Here is a 19,291-nt window from a genome sequence, read left to right on the forward strand (position 1 = left end):
AAAAACAATGAACACATTTGATCGAATAAATCGAGAAGAATTTTTAAAACCGGAATATCGAGATGACTGGTATGTAGATGAACGTATGAAAGCCATCTGGTATTCGCAACTTGAAATGATTTGTGAAGTAAATAAAATATGTGAAAAGCATCAGATTAAATGGTTCATTGCACATGGAACTTTGCTTGGGGCAGTTCGCCATGGAGGATTCATTCCGTGGGATGATGATATTGATATCAACATGCCGCGAGAAGACTATGAACGTTTTCGTAAAATTGCGAATGAAGAATTAAAGGCTCCTTTTTTCTTTCAATGCAGCGAAAACGAATCAGATTATTTCCTGGGATTTGGACGAATCAGGGATGAACGAGGAACGGATTGTTTTTTGGCAGATTGTAATAAAGCGATTAATAACGGAATCTATATGGATATCTTTCCAATGGATGATGTGATTGAAGATGAGAAAAAGCGTTATAAGCAATCTAAAAAAATTGAGAAATATCGAAGGCTTAATTATGCCTCTATCTACGCGAAGACCAATCGGGCTTTTTATGAAGTCAGGCCTTTACAGTGGTGGTGGTATTGTATTCGCGCTCGTTTTCTACAAAAGTTATATGGAAAACAATATTTAATAGAGCAGTTTAATAGGGCTTGTCAGTTAGGTAATCATAAAGGAGGCATTCGAAGTGCCATTCATTGTCTTCGCACAAATTATGAGTGCTGTTACTGGTATAAAGAAGATTATGAGAAACTTACAAAACTCTCTTTTGAAGGCTTGATGATGCCGGCACCGGCAGGATATAAACGGTGTCTTGAAATTAAGTGGAAAGATTATATGGCTTTGCCACCGGTTCATGAACGTGGTTATAAACATGTTGAACACATTATTGATCCGTTTGTCAGTTATAAAGAATTCCCATTTGAACGATTTACCGATTTCCCAAAATATAACCGGGAAAGAGAGTTGATTCTTTATGCTGCAGGAACGGCCTGCGAAGATTTTTTGAAACGGTATGGAAAAAACTATCCAATTCGTTATATTGTGGATGGAAATCCAGATAAAGTGGGGACGATATTTCACGGTTGCCGGGTGATTTCCTTTGAACAGTTAAAAGAAGATATCAAACAGGCAAAGAATTGTCAGATTTTAATCACAAGTATGTATTACCAGGAAATCGGACAGCAGCTAGACAATATTGGATTGACGGAACATTATGTATTTATCAGGGATCGAAGATATGAATGTAATTGATAATCTGGCTTCAGAATTACAATGTACCGGCTGTATGGCCTGCGTGAACAGATGTGATTATGGAGCATTAACGGAAATAGTAAATCATGATGGATTTATTACATGGGAATATAATGCTGATCGATGTGTGGAATGTGAAAAATGCATTGGAGTATGTCCCATTACGCATCCGGTTAAACCGCATAAAATTCAAAAGATTTATGCGGCATTCAATAAAGAGGAAGCGATTCAGATGAAAAGTTCGTCTGGAGGAATTGCATATGCATTAGGCGAGGCAATCCTGAAGGATGGGGGAATGGTTGCAGGCGTTGCATGGGAAAAAGGGTTTAGAGGCGTTTCTTATCAGCTTGCATACAACCAGGAACAGTTGAGTGGATTTTGTCAGTCCAAATACTTACAAAGTTATATCAAGGATATCTATCAGAAGGTAGAACGACAATTAGAGAAGAGGTGTCCGATTCTGTTTGTGGGATTACCTTGTCAGATTGCCGGTCTTAGAGCCTATCTTGGAAAAGAATATAAATTGCTATATACGGTGGAATTGGTATGTAGAGGAAATCTCTCAATAAAAGGATTTCAAAAGTATATTTCTTTTCGCAAAGCGCAAGGCATTAATGAAATATCAGCGGTTTCGATGCGCTCAAAATTAAGAGGAGGCCATGCACAGATTACTTTAGAGATCGATACAAAAGATGGGGTGCAACATATATTTTATGCAGAAGAAGATCCGTATTTTGTATCAATGTGGAGAGGATATGCATTAAATAATAGTTGTTATGATTGTAGATTTAAAGGGGAGTCCAGAATGGGAGACCTGTCCTTAGCGGATGCCTGGGGGAGTGAATTCTTATATACGGATGTATTCGACGATAAAGGGATTTCACATGTGCTTGTTAATTCTAATAAAGGCAATGCGCTGATGGAAAAGATTGCACATAGATTATGGATTCGAAAAACTGATATAAATAATGTCGTATGTGTTTCAAAGAGCTTGCTGACATCTGCTAAAAGGCCGGAGCATAGAAAACAGTTCTATCACGATCTTGATCAAATATCATATGAAGAAATTATAGATAAATATTTAAAGCCAATACCAAAACGTAGATTGGCTACCGTAGAAGATGCCTTTTATTATCAAAAGGAATCAGAACAGGGAAAGCTATTATGCGCGTATGGAATCGGGGAAACTTATTTTCGCTTGCAGAAAGAAAAGATTCTTAAGTTTGATTATTACACCAGCTCTTTTGGGGAGGATCAAAGAGCGAATCAGATTGAGCCGGTATATCTTCCATATAAGGAAGTTAAACATAGAGAGGATATCTTTGTTTATATTACGGTACATGATTATCATTCGGCAAAATCAATTCATGAGCAACTTTATAAAGATCGGATTCCGCATAAATTGTTTTGTGATGCCACATTATAAAAAGGAGGATGCGCCATATGAAAAAATATCGAGTTGGATATACAACCGGTGTATTTGATCTGTTTCATAAAGGTCATTTGGAAATTTTAAAAAAGAGCAAGGAACTTTGCGAGACGCTGATTGTGGGAGTATCAACAGATGAGTTGGTAATGCAATATAAGGGGCATATGCCAATTGTTTCTTTAGAGGAGAGGATGGAAATTGTGAAATCCATTCGCTATGTTGACAAGGTGGTTGTACAACAATCCATGGATAAGGCGGAGGCATATCAAAAATTGCATTTTGATGTTTTATTTCATGGAAGCGACTGGAAGGGTTCTAAGATGTATGAGGATGTGGAAAATAAAATGCAGTCTCTTGGTGTGGAGGTTGTTTACTTTCCCTATACAAAGAATGTATCCTCTACAATGCTTCGGGATAAAATCAACCCATCCGGTCAAAAGAGGATAGTATTTCCATCCGGCAATATGGCAAAGAAGTATTTAACCATTGAGCAGTTGGAACATGTGGATTATTTTATTAATTCGGATCCGGCGGTGCAGGGAAGTCATTTCTATGGTAAGAAGATTGAAGCTCCGGAAAAATTAAAAGAAGAAGATCCTGATAAAATTGTTGTTTTTATCGTAAATGAATTATATTACGATGAGATAGCACAGCTTCTTAGGTCCTATGGATTAAAAGAAAACGTGCATTTCTTTAAAGGATATGAGCTTGGTGAAGAGTATTACCTTTGCAAAAAACAACAATGGGTGCAGCTAGAAGGGCAAGAGCAAGATGTGTTTCAAAATAATTGCTGGGGGAAAAGGGCAAAAGCAGCTGTTCAACTGTTGCCATCAACGGTTCATTCCATTGCGGATATAGGATGCGGAGATGAAAAGCTGCGAAAAATTCTTCCAAATGAAATCAATTATTTTGGAGTAGATTACGTAAAACGAAGCGAAGATACAATTGTTGCTGATTTAAACAAAGATCCCCTGCCGCAATTAGATGTGGATTGTTATGCACTGCTTGGAGTACTTGAACATTTAAAACATCCTGAAAGAATTATTGAACAATTCCATAGTCCTTATGTGATTTGTTCCTATCGGGGAATTGATTCCTATCAAAAATTATGGAATGAATTTGAACGGGAACAACCTTTTTGGGGAGAACATTTTTATTCATATGATTACTTTTGTGGATTGTTTTTTGCACAGGGGTATCGAATGAGCAATCTTAGAAGATATGCGGATGGTCGGTATATATTTGTTTTTGAGAAGAATATGATAGGAGAGGAATAAGATGATGCGGTACATTTTTGTGATCTCTATCCACAGATACAACGAGTATGTCTGTGGGGAGTCAGCGAACTTACCGATCTGTGGTACCTTATACGCAGAAGCAGCTAAAAAAATCCGAAAAAAATGGGAGAAAGAATGATGACTTATGAATAACACAGCATTTATAGACGATCAAAACAATTCCATAACATATGAAGAACTAGAAGAGATGAAATCACAGCTTGCAGCAAAGCTTAAGGGACGCCGCAATCTGGTCTTTTCGTTTTGCAAAAATTCGATTGGTTCTGTAGTAGGATATCTGGCATTTCTGGCAAGTAAGAATGTACCGCTGTTATTAAAGGCGGATATCGATCAGGAATTAAGAGAGAATCTGATTCAAATCTACAGGCCGCAGTATCTGTATGTGCCGGTAGAGATGAAAGAAGCCTATGCGGCCTATAAAGAAGTGTGGAACAGGTATGATTATGTACTGTTACAGACCGCTAATGAAAAAGAGCCGATGGCAGAGGAACTTGCACTTCTTCTTACGACGTCGGGAAGCACGGGAAGTCCGAAGCTGGTAAGGCAAAGTTATCGAAATATTAAGTCGAATGCCGAGGCGATTGCGCAGTATCTAAAGCTGGATGAGACAGAAAGACCGATTACCACGCTTCCAATGAACTACACATACGGATTATCTATCATAAATAGTCATCTGCTGTGTCATGCAACAATTTTGCTGACTGATTATACACTGATGCAGCGAGAGTTTTGGGATTTTTTAAAGGAACAAAAGGCTACAAGTTTTGGAGGCGTTCCGTATACGTATGAGATGCTTAAGCGTCTTCGATTTTTTCAGATGGATTTGCCGTCTCTACGCTATATGACGCAGGCCGGAGGAAAGCTTCGGGCTGAGCTTCATAAAGAATTTGCCGAATATGCCATAGAGCAGGGAAAAGAATTTATTGTGATGTACGGACAGACTGAAGCGACTGCAAGGATGGCATATCTTCCGGGCGAAAAAGCACTGGAGAAATACGGAAGCATGGGAATCGCAATCCCGGGCGGTAAGCTGTGGCTAAAAGATGTAGACGGACAAGAGATTACAAAGCCGGATGTGGTCGGGGAACTGGTATATGAAGGAGAGAACGTGACGCTTGGCTATGCTCAGCAACGAGAAGATCTTGCGCGCGGCGATGAAAGGGGCGGAGTCTTAGAGACCGGTGACATGGCAAGAATGGATGAGGAAGGCTATTTTTACATTGTTGGTCGAAAGAAACGTTTTTTGAAGATCTTTGGCAATCGCGTAAACCTAGATGAGACAGAACGATTGTTAAATGGAGAATTTGAAAATCTTGAAATTGCCTGCGCAGGAAGTGACGATAAGATGGCAATCTATTATGTCGGAGAAGCCGATGAAGCAAGCATCAGACATTATATCAGTCAAAAGAGCGGACTTCATCCAAGTGCATTTAAAGCTGTGCAGGTAGAGGAAATTCCGAAAAATGATGCCGGTAAGATCTTATATAACAAATTGGAGCAATGATATGGATTATGAGAAGATACTAAGCTATCCGGTCTATGCGTTATCGCAAGCGGAAAAAGAGAAGATTCTAATTGCATATATGAATGAACTTACAACGTATCATAAGAGGCATTGTGAGGAGTATCGGCGTTTTCTTAAGGTGCAAGGAATAGAAAGTGAAGCATTTCAAGAAGAAAACGAGATTCCTTATCTTCCGGTTCGAATCTTTAAAGATATGGAACTTCGAAGTATTGAGAAGGAAGATGTCTTTAAGGTAATGACATCATCGGGAACAACCGGGCAGCAGGTGTCGCGTATTTACCTGGATAAAGAAACAGCTGCGCATCAGCAAAAGACATTGTCTAAGATTATGCAAGAGTTTCTGGGGAAAAAGAGAATTCCAATGTTGATTATCGATACGCCGTCTGTGATAAAAAACAGGCAGATGTTTTCAGCCAGAGGAGCCGGCATCTTGGGATTTTCCATGTTCGGCTCAAAGAAGATGTATGCACTTGATGATGATATGAAGCTGGATGTGGAAGGCGTTCGCGCATTTGTCAGGGAGCATGAAGGTGAACCAATCTTTATCTTTGGATTTACCTTTATGATCTGGCAGTATTTTTACAAACCTTTAAAAGAAGCCGGAATCCATCTGAATCTGGAACGAGGAATTATGGTGCATGGCGGCGGCTGGAAGAAGCTGGTTAGCGAAGCGGTAGAACCACTTCAGTTTCACAAGTGTATGAAAGAAGTGGCCGGTATTGAAAGTGTACATGATTATTATGGCATGGTGGAGCAGACCGGATGTGTGTACATGGAATGTGAAGAAGGCCATCTGCATGCGAGCGTATTTTCAGATGTCATCATGCGAAGAGCGGAGGATTTTTCTGAGTGTGAGATTGGAGAAGAAGGAATTGTACAGGTGCTTTCCATGATTCCAAAGTCTTATCCGGGGCATTCTATCTTAACGGAAGATAAGGGAATTATCTTAGGAGTGGATGATTGTCCGTGCAAAAGAAAAGGCAAGTATTTTAAGATAACAGGAAGAATCAAGCAGGCAGAAGTAAGAGGATGTTCGGATACATTTGAGAAAAAATAAGATGGATGATATTAAATTTTTAGTGGGAAATCAGGACAATTTCATACAGATGTGTGAAGAAGACGCCGGTATATTATATGAACCATATGATGAGCAGGTCATAAACTTTTTACATGCGTTATCCAGAAAAATTATGAAAGATAATGAGGCAAAGCAGTATCCGGATGTGGTTTCGCTTGGGTTCTATCTTAGAAGTGCGAATCTGAATCGGTTAAAAGAAGAAGCTAAGATCAACGAGATACGGATGGGGCGAGGCATGATTTTTCACGTGGCACCGTCCAATGTACCGGTGAATGCATTCTTTTCTTTGACCTTTGGATTGCTTGCTGGAAATGTTAATGTGCTTCGCGTTCCAACAAAAGAATTTGGACAGATTACCTGTGTATGTCGATTGATGCGGGAATTATTGGATGATGAGTATTCGTATCTGGAGCATAATATTGCAATTGTATCTTATGATCGAGATTCTCAATGGAGCGCTTATCTGTCTAAGCATTGCAGTGGCAGAGTTATCTGGGGCGGCGATGAAACGATAGCTTCGTTTGCACCACTTAAGATGCACCCAAGAGCTGTGGAAATACATTTTGCAGATCGTTATTCCTTTGCCGTACTTAGTGCAAAGGCAGTACTTGGTGCAGATGACAAGCAGATGCAATCGCTTGCGGAAGGATTTTATAATGATACCTACCTAATGGATCAAAATGCCTGCTCATCCCCGCATCTAATCTGCTGGAAGTCTGATTGCGATGACATGCAAGATGCAAAAGACAGGTTTTGGAATGCGGTATATGAGACTGCAAAAAAGTATGAGCTCGCAGATATTAAATGCACCGGGAAATATACCACTCATACGGAAAATGTAATGCGTTATCCGCAGATTACATCTGTGAAAAGATATGAGAATCTGTTATATGTATCACAGCTTAGCGAAGTGCCGGATTCGTTTGAACAGCTAAGGGGAAAGTTTGGAGATTTTTATGAAATCGAGATAGAAGACTTAGGAGAACTTGGCGAAGCTTTGACGCAAAGAACGCAAAGCTGTCTGTACTTTGGCCTAGAACCTCGTCAAACCTATCAGGAGCTTACTAGCCGGAAGAGGAAAGGGGTAGACCGTATTGTGCCAATCGGAAAAGCCCTCGACATCACTGTTTATTGGGATGGATACGATATTATCAGGGAACTATCAAGAATTATCACATTGGAGTAAAGATATGGATACATCATTTTGGAAAGACAAGACGGTTCTTGTGACCGGTCATACGGGATTTAAAGGTTCGTGGCTTAGTATCTGGCTGATATCGATGGGAGCGAAGGTGATTGGTTATGCGCTCGATCCGCATACGCCGGATGACAACTTCGTGCTCGCGCATCTGGAAGAAAAGATGGTAGATATTCGCGGAGATATTAGGGATACGAAGAAGCTTAGGGAAACATTTGAAACCTACCGGCCTGAGGTGGTATTTCACCTGGCTGCGCAGCCACTTGTTTTAACTTCGTATGAAAATCCGGTGGAGACATATGAGGTAAATGTCATGGGAACGCTTCATGTGCTCGAGTGTATTCGCTTTACCGATTCGGTGAAGCAGGCCGTTATGATTACGACGGATAAATGCTATGATAATAAGGAAACATTAAAAGGGTATGTGGAGACCGATCCATTTGGTGGATATGACCCTTATAGTTCCTCAAAAGCCTGTGATGAGATCTTAATCGCGTCTTACCGAAATTCTTATTTTCCGATTGATGCATATGAAAAACATCACAAGGCAATTGCAAGTGTACGTGCCGGTAATGTCATCGGCGGAGGTGACTGGGCCGCTTACAGAATCTTGCCGGATTGCATTAGGGCCATTGAAAGTGGTCAGCCGATTGAGATACGAAACAAAAACGCAGTGCGACCGTTTCAGCATGTGCTTGAGCCGCTAAGTGGTTATCTGATGCTTGCTCAAAAGCTCGCACAAGATCCGAAGAAATATTCGGGTGGATGGAATTTTGGCCCTAAGGAAGATGATATCTGGACCGTATGGGATATTGCAGGAGAAGTCATAAGGTGCTACGGAAAGGGAGAGCGCCTGGACTGCTCAAAGGCAGATGCACCTCATGAAGCTGGGAAGCTGACCTTAAATACGCAAAAAGCGATGACGCAGCTTGGCTGGTGTCCAAAATTAGATGTGAAGCAGGCCGTTCAATATACTACTGACTGGTATCGGCAAAGAAAAGAAAAGGATGTATATGAAATCTGCTTATCACAGATAGCATCTTATTAAAAAAATCTAAAATATACCCCGGTTTGGTACTTACGACTTGTTAGTCATTGCTAAACTGGGGTATAATTAATAAATATAATTTAGGATAACTAGTCTATGAGTTTGGAGAGGAAAAGATTATGACAAAGATATTTGTAAGAAAACCGTTTTTGGTATTGGTAACGGTCGTCATTGTTTTGGTAATCGGAGCAGTATCTTTGAGGAAGTTGCAAACAGACCTTCTTCCGCAGATGGAACTGCCCTATATTATGGTCATCGTGACGGAGCCAGGAGCTTCGCCGGATGAAGTGGAAGCAGACGTGGTGGAGCCGCTGGAAAGTTCGCTTGGAACGGTCAGCGGCGTTGAGAATGTATTAAGTACGTCTTCGAATAATTACGGTCTTGTGACGTTGGAATTCGGTAGTGATACCGATATGAACTCGGCTTTAGTCAGAGTATCACAGGCTGTTGATACGATTGAATTCCCAGAGGGATGTGGCACACCGAACCTCATGGAAATCGGTATGGATATGATGGCTTCTATGTATGCCAATGTGAACTATGAGGGCATGGAACTTAGTGAGCTTACGAACTTTACCAATGAGATCGTGAAACCATATCTGGAAAAGCAAGAAGGCGTGGCATCGATTGCGACAGCCGGTGGTATAGAGACAACGGTTGAGGTGCGTTTAGACGAGGATAAGATTAAGGATGTCAATAAGAGAATTCTTGCGCATACCAATGAGGAACTTTCTGACGCACAAGAAGAGATCGATGACGGAAAGTCAAAGCTTTCCGATGCCAAGTCTGAACTTAAGGAGAAGCAAGAGGAGTTGTCCGATTCAGAGTCGGAAACTTATGAAAAGATTGCAGACGGACAGGTGGCATTGTCAAGTGCACAGGCAACGAAGGCTGCTTATCAGGCGAATCTGACTGCGTTAAAAGCCAACCAAAGCGCTCTAAAAGGAGAAAAGCAGGCATACGAGGATGCGAAGATTGAAGAGACCTATGAGAGCCTTGATGCGATGTTTGAGACATTTGAAACGCAGCTTGGCGCAGTAGCGGATGCAGCAGGAATTGAGATTCCGTCTTCTGTGGAAGATGCGGTCAATGATACCAAGAAATTTACCAAGTTTAAGACCTGGCTGACAAGCATCGGTTATGGCGATCAGGTCAAGGACATTACGGTCAGCTCGCTGAAGCAGGTTTATAATGTTGTTAAGGTTCGAATTCCGCAGATTGATACAGAACTTGCGAATTTGAAGATCGAGATAAAAGCTGCAAAGGCCATGATTAAGGCTTTAAATAAGCAGATTAAGAATCTTGATGAGACGCAGTCGGAGACGATTGCCGGTGGATACTCAGCAGCATCCGGATTTGGCTCCGGCTCTGCGCAGCTGGCCAATGCCTTGTCAGATTTAGAAAGCTCTGAACAGAGCCTTGAGGATGCACAAGATCAGCTCGATGACTCCATGGAAGCGGCGATTGAAAATTCTAACCTAGATGCGCTTCTCGATCTTGAGACTTTGTCGAATCTGATTACGGCGCAGAACTTCTCTATGCCGGCAGGCTATATCTCCGATGAGGACGATACGCAGTGGCTGGTGCAGGTCGGCGATGAATATGAGACGCCGGAGGATCTGCAAGAGATGGTGCTGACGAAGATTAAAGGTGTCGGCACGATTAAGATGTCAGATGTGGCGGCGGTCACCGTGGTAGAGACCGGCGATGAAAGTTATACTAAGGTCAATGGAGAAGATGCCCTGATGCTGATGGCCTACAAGACTAGCACAGCGTCTACAACCACCGTAACCAACCAGCTCTTGGACAGCTTTGATAAGCTTGAGCAGGACTACGATGGATTGTCCTTTACCGTTATGATGAACCAGGGGGATTACATTAACACGATTGTAAAGAGCGTACTTAGTAGTATCTTGCTTGGTGCAATTCTTGCGGTTGTGGTACTGGTGTTATTCTTAAAAGACGTAAGACCAACGCTCGTGGTTGCATTCTCCATTCCGTTTAGTGTGCTTTTTGCGCTGATTGTTATGTACTTTACGAATCTGACACTGAACGTTATGACGCTGGCGGGATTGTGTATCGGTATCGGTATGCTGGTCGATAACTCCGTTGTGGTTATGGAAAATGTCTATCGTCTAAGGGGGCAGGGTTACCCATCTCCGAAGGCGGCTGTCTATGGAACGAAGCAGGTAGCAGGTTCGATTATCGCGTCGACCATTACGACGATCTGCGTGTTCTTGCCGATGGTATTTACAACGGGATATATAGCAGACCTTTTGATGCCATTTGCATTTACGATTTCTTATGCACTGATTGCGTCGCTTCTTGTATCGGTAACGATTGTACCGGCTATGGGAACGGTTCTTCTTCGAAAGCCAAGGGATATTAAGCATCCGCTGCTGGATCGAATTCAGGATGCCTATGGAAAGGCACTTTCATTTTGTCTTCGTAAGAAGGTGGTACCGCTTGCCATCGCAATTGTACTGTTTGTACTTTGTGGTTCGAGGGTAGCAAGTACCGGCCTTTCTATGCTGGATGATATGGAGAGCAACCAGATTACGGGAAGTATGACGATGAAAGAAGATACTTCGGATGAAGATGCCATAGCGCTGGCAGATCAGGCGAGTGAATTAATCTTGCAGGTCGATGGCGTCGATAAGGTCAGTGTCTTAGATGGCAGTGCCCAGTCTGATTCCATGGTTGCAGGAGCGGCTGCAGAGGCGGATTATTCATCCTTTGTATTTTATGTGATTACCGATGAAGGAATCACGAAGACAAAAGAATACCGAAAGATTCTTAAGGATATTCGAGCTAAGGTAGCAGATCTTGACTGCGAAGAATTTACCGTGGAATCCTCTGCCATGGGAAGTGCCTCTTCTTTGATGTCAAGCGGCGTAGAGGTGAAAATCTATGGAGATGAGCAAGAGCAGCTGATTGCTATCAGTGAAGATGTCATGAAGATAATGGCGGATGTCAACGGACTTGAAGAAATTGATAATGGAGTTGCAGAAGATGATAAAGAAATTCATCTGACGATTGATAAGGATAAAGCGGCCAAGAAGGGATTGACGGTTGCAACCATCTACCAGCAGATTGCGGCAGCAATTACGACAGAGCAGGATTCCATTACGATGGACATTGACGATACGGATGTCGATGTGAAAATCATAGACGAGAGCGATGAACTAACGTATGAGAATCTGCTTGACTGTGAGATTACGGCGACGGTAACGAATACCGACGGTACAACCGAAGAAAAGACCTATAAGTTGTCGGATTTTGCAACGACTAAAGAAGGGTATGCAATGTCTTCGATTAACCGCGACAATCAGGAAAAATATCTGTCGGTTACGGCGTCTGTTTCGGATGATTATAATGCGACAAGGCTTTCGGAAAAGGTGGAGAGTCTGCTTGCTTCCTATGATACACCGGATGGATATAAGATTGAGATGGCAGGAGAGATGGAAGAGGTAATGGACATGGTAAGACAGCTTGTCTATGCGATCGCACTTGGATTCTTACTGATCTATCTTGTTATGGTTGCGCAGTTCCAGAGCTTGATGTCACCGTTTATCGTAATCTTCACGGTGCCGCTTGCATTTACCGGTGGTATGATTGGACTGATTATCTTTGGCATGAATATTACGGCGATGTCTCTGATGGGATTTATGATCTTGATGGGAACCGTCGTCAACAATGGTATTGTATTCGTGGATTACGCGAACAGGCTTCGTGGTAATGGAGTTGAGAAAAGGCAGGCGCTTGTCATTACCGGTAAGGTCCGTATGCGTCCGATTATCATGACGGCGCTTACGACAATCCTTTCACTTAGTGTTATGGTATTTTCACAGGATGCCGGTAATGCGATGCAAAAGGGTATGGCCATCGTGGTATGCTTTGGTCTGTTATATGGAACTCTGATGACATTATTTATTGTGCCGGTACTATATGATATCTTCTATCGCAGACCACCTCGTTATGTGGATGTTAAGATGGATCTTAATGAAATCGAGGATGAGACGGCGCAGGTTGTAGCAGAATACGGTATTGATGCGACACGTGGGGAGACGGGGAATCAATAAGGAGCTAATCATGGATAACCGAAAAAATATCGTAATAAAAGCAAGTGTATTTAACATATTGGCAACTGCCATCATGGCTTCGGCTAAAGTGGTGGCAGGAGTTTTGTCATCTTCTTCTGCGATGATAATGGATGCCGTCAGTTATTATTCTGACGTTCTTGTTGCGCTTGTGGTTTTGGTCGGCGTTGTGCTGGCTCATAAGGAAGCTGATCAAAAGCATCCGTTTGGATATGGAAGAATTGAATACATCTCGACGATGTTAATTGCCCTGTTTTTGTTATACACAGGAGTGCAGTCTCTTGTAGGCGCAATGCAGGGGCTGATTGCCTGGATGGAAGCACCGCTTGATTACGACCCAAGTTATTCGGCGGCTTCTATCTTTATATTGGTGTTAACGCTGGTAATCAAATATGTAATCGGTTTGTATCTAAAGAAAAAGGGAACTCAGATAAAGTCGGATGGTCTTATGGCTGCCGCGGGAAGCGCAATTAAGAAGGCTCAGTTTTCATTTGCAACATTGTTTATTGCACTGTTATTTATTCTGACCGGGTTTAGTGCAGATAAGATTTTGTCGGTAGTGATTGCCATCTTTGTATTAAAGGCGGGAATTATGTTGCTTCTTAAGACTGTTGGTAATATTCTGGGCAAGAGAATTGCACCGGAACTTTCCTCGCAGGTAAAGAAGGCCATTGCATCGATGGAGGGGGTCAATGGAGCGTACGATTTGATTCTACATAATTATGGCCCGGATAATTACCAGGGTTCTGTTCACATTGAGGTGGACGATGCGATGACATTGCCACAGCTTGACACTTTGCAGCGTAAGATAGTGAATAAGATTTATACGGAATACGGGATTATCCTTACGGGAATCGGAATCTATGCTTCAAATTCAAGTCAGCAGGAGGCTTTGGATGAACTAGTGAGGATCAGAGCGCTGGCGAAAGAGTATGAGGTGATGGCAGTGCATGGATTTTATATGAATCCTCAGGAGAAAGAGATATCATTTGACGTCGTATATAGTTTTGAACATCGAGAAAGAAAGAAGCGATTCGAAGAATTAAAAACAGAAATTAAAAGCCGCTATCCTGAGTATGAAATTACGATGGGTATGGACTTAAATTATTCAGATTGACAATAGAATCCGGTAAAAATTGGACATAATTTCGTCGATATTCCCATTGGATTTTTCCCTTTAAAATTTAGTAGAATAGTAGAAGTTGCTTGAAAACGGATATGAAAATTTGGAGGATAAAAATTATGGGAGACGCTAGATTACCGCGTTCCGGAAAGGAAGGCTTTGCATACGGAAGCATTATATGTGCGCTTACCGTATTGGTGATGCTGGTTTTGAATCTTGGAACGACATTTGGATCATTAGATGCAAGTACATGGGCAAGTATCGGGAAGGCTTACATTCCGGTATGGATTGTGGCAATGCTTTTGGAGACTTTTGTAGTTGGCAGGTTTGCGAACTTTATGGTTGGTAAGTTTTCTGAGCCGTCTGATGGATTTAACGCTAAGATTTTGTTTAATATTTTATTTGTCGTATTTGGAATGTCTGCAAGTATGACCTTTATAGGACCGGTGATGTTTCTGCAGCCGGTTAGTGAGGCTATTGCAGATTGGCCGCTTCATTGGCCGAGAAACTTCTGCGTGGCAATGTGGTGCGAGCTTTTGTTTGCACAGCCGATTGCCCGACAGGTGATGAAAAGATGGCATAAACATCAGGATATGAAAAGAAAAGCGCAGGAGGATTAGATAATGAAGAAGGATAATCTTATTATTAATATAGGAAGACAAAAGGGGAGCGGCGGTCATTATGTGGCTGAGATGGTTGCTGGGAAGCTTTCTATCCCGTGTTATGATGAAGAGGCTTTCATTAAGGAGACCGCAAAACGTTATAAACAGGCTGAGGCTGCGGTTACCAGACAAGATGAAAAAAGACCGGCACATCCATATTATTTTGCAGGCCAGTCGGTTCCGGCTGAGATATTTAATCAACAGTCCAAGCTGATTCGGGAACTTTCGATGCAAAGTGACTGTGTCTTTGTTGGCCATTGCGCGGATTATGTTCTGAAGGATTTTGAGAATACGGTTAATATATTTATCACTGCTCCTTTAGGAGATCGAATTGCTCGTGTGGCAAGACGTGAGGAGATTTCTATTTCCAAAGCGGAACGTTTAATTAAGGATACCGACCACGAAAGGGCAGGTTATTATCAGTTCTATACACAACAGCGCTGGGCAGATTGCCAGAACTTTCATTTGTGCATCGATACTTCACAACTCGGATTGGAAGAAAGTGCAGAGCTGATTTATCATTTTATAAAGCATAGAAAAAAAGATATTGAAATATAATGAATCAGGAAGAACCGATGATATTTACTATCACAGAATATGTCAGGGGTTCTTCTTTTTTTGCAGTTACTAAAATGAAAGCTCTTGATGAATTTGTATACAAGCATTAAAATAGAGGCGTAGGAAAATTTTATTAAGAGAAAACTGTTTAAAACAAAAAAGGAGACATTGAATCATGGCAGATTACAAGACAGATATTGAAATCGCTCAGGAATGTGAAAAGCAAAAGATTACGGAGATTGCGAAGGTTGCAGGAGTTGATGATCAATATTTAGAACTTTATGGTAATTACAAGGCGAAGATTGATTATCAGATGCTCAAAGACAAAGCAAACGAACCGGATGGTAAGTTGATTCTTGTTACTGCAATCACACCGACTCCGGCTGGAGAAGGTAAGACGACAACTTCCGTTGGTCTTGCAGATGGAATGAGAAAAATCGGTAAGAAGACAGTCGTTGCGTTAAGAGAGCCATCTCTTGGACCGGTCTTTGGAATCAAAGGTGGAGCTGCCGGCGGTGGATATGCACAGGTTGTTCCGATGGAAGATATTAACCTTCACTTTACCGGTGATTTCCATGCAATTGGTGCTGCGAATAACCTGCTTGCCGCAATGCTTGATAATCATATTCAGCAGGGCAATGCGCTTGGTATCGATCCTAAGCAGATTACCTGGAAGAGAGCTGTAGATATGAACGATCGCCAGCTTCGCCACGTGATTGACGGTATTGGTGGTAAGATGCAGGGAGTACCTCGTGAAGATGGTTTTGAAATTACGGTTGCATCTGAAATTATGGCAATCTTATGTCTGTCTTCTGATATTACAGATTTGAAAGAACGTTTGTCTAGAATTGTTGTTGGATATACCTATTCCGGAGAACCTGTGACGGCAAAGGATCTGAAAGCACAAGGTGCCATGGCTGCACTTCTTAAGGATGCCTTAAAGCCAAATCTTGTGCAGACACTGGAAGGAACACCGGCACTGATTCATGGTGGTCCGTTTGCCAATATTGCACATGGATGCAACTCTATTACCGCTACAAAGATGGCACTTAAGCTTTCTGATTATACGATTACAGAAGCCGGTTTCGCCGCAGATCTTGGAGCTGAGAAGTTCCTGGATATTAAATGTCGCGTGGCAGGATTAACTCCTTCTGCAGTTGTTGTGGTAGCAACTGTTCGTGCACTGAAGTATCATGGCGGAGTTGCGAAGAATGATTTGAATGAAGAGAACTTAGAAGCACTGAAAGCAGGTCTTCCAAATCTGTTGCAGCATGTCGGCAATATTAAAGATGTCTATGGTCTTCCTTGCGTGGTTGCGATTAATGCATTCCCAACCGATACCAAGGCAGAACTCGACATGGTAGAGGCAGAATGCAAGAAGCTCGGTGTAAATGTTGCACTTTCTGAAGTGTGGGCTAAGGGCGGCGAAGGCGGAAAGGCTTTAGCTGAAGAAGTTGTTCGTTTGTGCGAGGAGCCGAATCACTTTAAGCAGTCCTATGAGCTTGATCTTAGCATTGAAGAGAAGCTCGAGGCAATCTGCAAGAAGATTTATCATGCGGATGGTGTAGAGCTGACTGCCGGAGCCAAAAAGCAACTTACGAAATTAGAAGAACTTGGTTATGGAAATCTTCCAATCTGTATGGCTAAGACGCAGTATTCGTTCTCGGATAATCCGAAGCTTCTTGGAGCACCGAAAGGATTTACCGTTACGGTTCGTAATCTTAAGGTATCAGCAGGAGCCGGATTTATTGTGGCACTTACCGGTGATATCATGACTATGCCGGGTCTTCCGAAAGTACCTGCTGCTGAGAAAATTGATATTGATGAGAATGGAGTTATTACAGGACTCTTCTAAAGAAAATAGAACAAAAAAGACGGACTTTTGGCGAGCAGTCAAAGGTCTGTTTTTTTGAGTATGTTGAGAATTGGAAAGGAATGGTAGAGAATGATTAATTTATTAGAAGCGTTAATGATCTTTTGCTGGGGATTATCCTGGCCGGTTTCGATTCGAAAGTCGTGGGTTTCAAGGACGGCAAAGGGAAAAAGTGTTGTATTCGAAGTGTTTATCTGGTTTGGTTATGTGTGCGGAATTGTACGTAAATTTTTGCAGATCTTGCAAGGTGGAGAGTTTGATTGGCTTTTTTATTTGGCATTTATTTTTTATTTTCTAAATATTGCCGAAGTGACAATTGATATGTGCTTATGGTTTCGTAATCGTAGATTGGATCGAGAAATGGACAAAAATCAAGAAAAATGTCGGTTTTCTTAGAAAATTTGCGAAAAGACTTGATTTTTTTTTTTTTCAAATAATATATTCATAGCTTGGTTAATAAATGTCGAGCAAAAAAATCAAGGAGGCATAATTATGAGGGAGAAAAAATCTAAAATTAGTGCATTGGTAATCGCCTTTGCCGTGTTGTTAACGGCTGTTGCTTTACCAACAATGACGTATGCTAAAACAACACCGAAATTGAGCAGTGTAAAGTATTATTATCAAAGTGATGAGGGGTAGTCATTAAGTAACAAGGTTTCGTATGTGTATACGCAGTCAGGAGCTATAAAAAAAGTGAATACAGCTTCTTATAGTGATGGAGCTAAAGATTATTCGTCAAATATGAAGTATACATATAAGAAAAAAGGAAAGACGGTTACCGCCACGGGAAAGATATATGTAGGAAAAAGCTATCAAGGAAAAGAGGTGGTCAAAAGCACCTATTACGACAAGTCCTTGAAACATGTAAAAAAAACGGTAAGAAAAGTTTATGATAGTAGTAATAATCTGATAACTAAGTACATTTATACATATACTAAAAAAGGTGTTGAAAAGAGTTATGCATACTACGTGGAAGGTGAGTTGTTGACGAAAGAGTCATATAATTTCAACAAAAAAGGAAAGAGAACGGACGGAACAGTTACAGAATATGACGCAAATGGAACAGCTACAGAATATCAGTTAAAATATTCTTATAAAAAGGGCTATACATATGAAACAATAATGAATAGTGACGGTACTGTTCATAGTAAGTCAAAATATAAGACTGATGCAGCAGGAGTTGATGTATATTTATATAAGACTGATTATAGTTACTCTAGCGATGAAAGTGGTAATGTTACTTATTCTGAAGTAAAATATACTTATAAGAATACCTATTACAAAAAAGGTGTTTCTAAGGGGTGCTTGAAGACAACTATTGCATATGTTAATGGTGAAAAAAAAATAAAGACAACTTACAAATACAAATAATATAAAATGATTTTAGGCTATCGCTTTAGATAATGTGGTTATTAAAAGCGATAGCTTTTTGTTTGAAAAATATAAAAACATGTCACTTTCTTAGAAAAGTGTGAGAAAACATTTCTTCTTTTTCTTTTTTGATAGAATATTTTTAGGTTGCTTTATGAAATGAGGGGATTAACAAGTTAGAGAGGAGAGAGGGAAAATGAAAGTAAAATTTAAAATGCCGATTATCATAATTGGGTGTCTTATTGTATTTGGATTTGGATCCATTGCAACAAGTAATGGAATCAATAATCTATTTATAGTTACAGTGGAGGCTGCAAGCACTGAGACAGTAAGTGGAACAATAAAATCAGTATCATGCACCTATCATTACGGTATAGGGTTCGGAACCTGTAATACAATAGCAAAAAATTATACTTATAAGTTAAAGGTGCCGTTGACAAGTAAAGGAAATGTGTATCAGTCAAAAGTTACTAAAACGTATGTTGATAATAATACAACATTAAAACGTATAAAGTTGTCGGTAGCACTTACCTGCGGATACGCATCATCACCAATCGTTCAATCTGTTTCTACTACATCAAGTAGTGTTAGAGTTGTTTACCAAGTCCCAGTGTTTGGAAACTTTAATCCAACTGATACATATAACTGTGTAGGAACAGGTGTAGTGCAAGTAAAAGTCGTTTATAAAATTTAAAATATAACAGATTTATAATTAAAGCATTCCTGAATTTGAATAAAGCAGCTAAGAGGTTAGAAGCAAGTGAAAAGTATGTGGG

At 41.0% G+C, this 19,291-nt stretch carries 16 protein-coding genes; all 16 read left to right on the forward strand.

Annotated elements, in window-relative coordinates:
* The first annotated feature begins 7 nt into the window (after window positions 1–7).
* The 16 genes from BLS20_RS05780 to BLS20_RS05850 all read left to right on the forward strand — a co-directional run bounded on the left by BLS20_RS05780 (window position 8) and on the right by BLS20_RS05850 (window position 19,209).
* Window positions 8–1,252, forward strand: a complete 1,245-nt coding sequence (locus tag BLS20_RS05780) for a LicD family protein (protein WP_090173354.1) — start codon at window positions 8–10, stop codon at window positions 1,250–1,252.
* Window positions 1,215–2,678, forward strand: a complete 1,464-nt coding sequence (locus BLS20_RS05785) for a Coenzyme F420 hydrogenase/dehydrogenase, beta subunit C-terminal domain (protein ID WP_090173190.1) — start codon at window positions 1,215–1,217, stop codon at window positions 2,676–2,678. Before BLS20_RS05780 ends, BLS20_RS05785 begins: the two co-directional genes overlap by 38 nt.
* Before the next feature lie 17 nt (window positions 2,679–2,695).
* Window positions 2,696–3,958 (forward strand): adenylyltransferase/cytidyltransferase family protein, encoded by a 1,263-nt coding sequence (locus BLS20_RS14080; protein ID WP_176762308.1) that lies wholly within the window; start codon window positions 2,696–2,698, stop codon window positions 3,956–3,958.
* A 145-nt stretch (window positions 3,959–4,103) separates the two neighbouring features.
* On the forward strand, window positions 4,104–5,483 hold the full coding sequence (locus BLS20_RS05795) for an AMP-binding protein (RefSeq protein ID WP_090173193.1): 1,380 nt from the start codon (window positions 4,104–4,106) through the stop codon (window positions 5,481–5,483).
* Window position 5,484: 1 nt separating this feature from the next.
* A complete protein-coding gene (locus BLS20_RS05800; RefSeq protein ID WP_090173357.1) occupies window positions 5,485–6,561 on the forward strand; it encodes a LuxE/PaaK family acyltransferase in 1,077 nt (358 codons plus the stop codon).
* Window position 6,562: 1 nt separating this feature from the next.
* Window positions 6,563–7,768 (forward strand): acyl-CoA reductase, encoded by a 1,206-nt coding sequence (locus tag BLS20_RS05805; RefSeq protein WP_143010233.1) that lies wholly within the window; start codon window positions 6,563–6,565, stop codon window positions 7,766–7,768.
* Between the two features lie 4 nt (window positions 7,769–7,772).
* Window positions 7,773–8,828, forward strand: coding sequence for a CDP-glucose 4,6-dehydratase (gene rfbG, locus BLS20_RS05810; RefSeq protein WP_090173196.1), 1,056 nt, complete (start codon window positions 7,773–7,775; stop codon window positions 8,826–8,828).
* Between the two features lie 119 nt (window positions 8,829–8,947).
* Window positions 8,948–12,910 (forward strand): efflux RND transporter permease subunit, encoded by a 3,963-nt coding sequence (locus BLS20_RS05815; RefSeq protein WP_090173198.1) that lies wholly within the window; start codon window positions 8,948–8,950, stop codon window positions 12,908–12,910.
* Between the two features lie 10 nt (window positions 12,911–12,920).
* On the forward strand, window positions 12,921–14,045 hold the full coding sequence (locus tag BLS20_RS05820; protein ID WP_176762310.1) for a cation diffusion facilitator family transporter: 1,125 nt from the start codon (window positions 12,921–12,923) through the stop codon (window positions 14,043–14,045).
* A 125-nt stretch (window positions 14,046–14,170) separates the two neighbouring features.
* A complete protein-coding gene (locus BLS20_RS05825) occupies window positions 14,171–14,671 on the forward strand; it encodes a DUF2798 domain-containing protein (RefSeq protein WP_207645152.1) in 501 nt (166 codons plus the stop codon).
* Between the two features lie 3 nt (window positions 14,672–14,674).
* Window positions 14,675–15,271: a cytidylate kinase-like family protein gene (locus BLS20_RS05830; protein WP_090173202.1), complete on the forward strand. Its 597-nt coding sequence runs from the start codon at window positions 14,675–14,677 to the stop codon at window positions 15,269–15,271.
* A 175-nt stretch (window positions 15,272–15,446) separates the two neighbouring features.
* Window positions 15,447–17,126: a formate--tetrahydrofolate ligase gene (locus BLS20_RS05835; protein WP_090173204.1), complete on the forward strand. Its 1,680-nt coding sequence runs from the start codon at window positions 15,447–15,449 to the stop codon at window positions 17,124–17,126.
* 90 nt (window positions 17,127–17,216) lie between these two features.
* Window positions 17,217–17,540 carry a hypothetical protein gene (locus tag BLS20_RS05840; protein WP_090173205.1) on the forward strand — a complete coding sequence of 108 codons (324 nt, stop codon included), beginning with the start codon at window positions 17,217–17,219 and terminating at the stop codon, window positions 17,538–17,540.
* 96 nt (window positions 17,541–17,636) lie between these two features.
* Window positions 17,637–17,783, forward strand: coding sequence for a hypothetical protein (locus BLS20_RS13730; RefSeq protein ID WP_176762311.1), 147 nt, complete (start codon window positions 17,637–17,639; stop codon window positions 17,781–17,783).
* Window positions 17,784–17,837: 54 nt separating this feature from the next.
* Complete coding sequence (locus BLS20_RS05845; protein WP_090173207.1) at window positions 17,838–18,515, forward strand: hypothetical protein; 678 nt, start codon at window positions 17,838–17,840, stop codon at window positions 18,513–18,515.
* Between the two features lie 196 nt (window positions 18,516–18,711).
* Window positions 18,712–19,209, forward strand: coding sequence for a hypothetical protein (locus tag BLS20_RS05850; protein ID WP_090173209.1), 498 nt, complete (start codon window positions 18,712–18,714; stop codon window positions 19,207–19,209).
* The last annotated feature ends 82 nt before the right edge of the window (window positions 19,210–19,291 follow it).

It is taken from the genome of Eubacterium oxidoreducens (assembly GCF_900104415.1).
Classification (GTDB): domain Bacteria; phylum Bacillota; class Clostridia; order Lachnospirales; family Lachnospiraceae; genus Eubacterium_C; species Eubacterium_C oxidoreducens.

Excerpts from the sequence above, each read along its gene's own strand:
- BLS20_RS05800 (WP_090173357.1), top strand. The coding sequence starts at position 5,485 with ATGGATTATGAGAAGATACTAAGCTATCCGGTCTATGCGTTATCGCAA.
- BLS20_RS05830 (WP_090173202.1), top strand. The coding sequence starts at position 14,675 with ATGAAGAAGGATAATCTTATTATTAATATAGGAAGACAAAAGGGGAGC.
- BLS20_RS05825 (WP_207645152.1), top strand. The coding sequence starts at position 14,171 with ATGGGAGACGCTAGATTACCGCGTTCCGGAAAGGAAGGCTTTGCATAC.
- BLS20_RS05785 (WP_090173190.1), top strand. The coding sequence starts at position 1,215 with ATGTATTTATCAGGGATCGAAGATATGAATGTAATTGATAATCTGGCT.
- BLS20_RS05815 (WP_090173198.1), top strand. The coding sequence starts at position 8,948 with ATGACAAAGATATTTGTAAGAAAACCGTTTTTGGTATTGGTAACGGTC.
- BLS20_RS05805 (WP_143010233.1), top strand. The coding sequence starts at position 6,563 with ATGGATGATATTAAATTTTTAGTGGGAAATCAGGACAATTTCATACAG.
- BLS20_RS05780 (WP_090173354.1), top strand. The coding sequence starts at position 8 with ATGAACACATTTGATCGAATAAATCGAGAAGAATTTTTAAAACCGGAA.
- rfbG (WP_090173196.1), top strand. The coding sequence starts at position 7,773 with ATGGATACATCATTTTGGAAAGACAAGACGGTTCTTGTGACCGGTCAT.
- BLS20_RS05795 (WP_090173193.1), top strand. The coding sequence starts at position 4,104 with ATGAATAACACAGCATTTATAGACGATCAAAACAATTCCATAACATAT.
- BLS20_RS14080 (WP_176762308.1), top strand. The coding sequence starts at position 2,696 with ATGAAAAAATATCGAGTTGGATATACAACCGGTGTATTTGATCTGTTT.
- BLS20_RS05820 (WP_176762310.1), top strand. The coding sequence starts at position 12,921 with ATGGATAACCGAAAAAATATCGTAATAAAAGCAAGTGTATTTAACATA.
- BLS20_RS05850 (WP_090173209.1), top strand. The coding sequence starts at position 18,712 with ATGAAAGTAAAATTTAAAATGCCGATTATCATAATTGGGTGTCTTATT.
- BLS20_RS05835 (WP_090173204.1), top strand. The coding sequence starts at position 15,447 with ATGGCAGATTACAAGACAGATATTGAAATCGCTCAGGAATGTGAAAAG.
- BLS20_RS13730 (WP_176762311.1), top strand. The coding sequence starts at position 17,637 with ATGAGGGAGAAAAAATCTAAAATTAGTGCATTGGTAATCGCCTTTGCC.
- BLS20_RS05840 (WP_090173205.1), top strand. The coding sequence starts at position 17,217 with ATGATTAATTTATTAGAAGCGTTAATGATCTTTTGCTGGGGATTATCC.